This is a genomic window from Belliella marina, from assembly GCF_042682445.1.
GTDB classification, from domain to species: Bacteria; Bacteroidota; Bacteroidia; order Cytophagales; family Cyclobacteriaceae; genus Belliella; species Belliella marina.
This window is the reverse complement of sequence record NZ_JBHUHR010000020.1, coordinates 1-785: the sequence shown is the minus strand read 5'-3', so window position 1 is coordinate 785 and position 785 is coordinate 1. Positions and strand designations below refer to the sequence as shown.

General features: G+C 39.7%; 1 protein-coding gene. It reads left to right on the top strand.

What is annotated here, in order from left to right; translation table 11 throughout:
• Positions 1-360: transposase (locus ACFSKL_RS06865; RefSeq protein WP_376884723.1), on the top strand; the 360-nt coding region annotated here is incomplete at its 5' end.
• Positions 361-785 lie beyond the last annotated feature (425 nt).

The following is a 785-nucleotide window of genomic DNA, read 5'->3' as shown; positions in this document are numbered from 1 at the left end:
CCGGGTGTTGGTCCACTGGGAGCCATGAAAATCCTTCTTCAGATACATGACATGAAAAGGTTTCAGAGTATGGACGAGCTATGCTGCTACGTAGGGTTGATTCCCAAAATGTACGGGTCAGGCGAAAAAATGATTACTGGTAAGCTGTCAAAAAGAGGAAGGAAAGACATTAAGATCATGCTCATTGAAGCTTCGTGGGTGGCAGTCAGGAAAGACCCGGCACTCACCTCAAGATTCAATAAACTGACAGTGCGGATGAACAAAAACAAGGCAATTATCAGGATCGCAAAAAACTTATTGAATAGAATCAGACACATACTTACCCATAAAATCGAATATGAAATTGGGGTGGTAAGCTGAAGATCTGAAATAAAGTCCTAAAGGAACTAAAACCTTGAAAAATTTGGAGGGGGACTAAACGTTAGCCTGTGACTGCAGCACCTGAATAGGAAGACTGTTCCACGAAGATTACGTCCCCATCCTCTTTAAAATGAAAGATACATTGCGGCAAGCTATAAGTCTGACCGTTGATAGGAGATTGATTAAAGAGGTTCATAAAGTAAATTAGGTCTTACATGGTGATAAATAAACATGCCTGATTCTTTTCCCTTTTAAACACAAAGATAGTTTTGACCGACCTGTAGTAAAGGCTAAAATGAACTCCGCTTCGCTTCGGCCTTGACAACAAGTCTATCAAAACTGAGAATGCATTTAAGAGAAAAAAGAAACAGAGTGGAATAGTTATGTGAAATTTTAGCCCTTTTGCTTGTTTTTCAACATAGGAG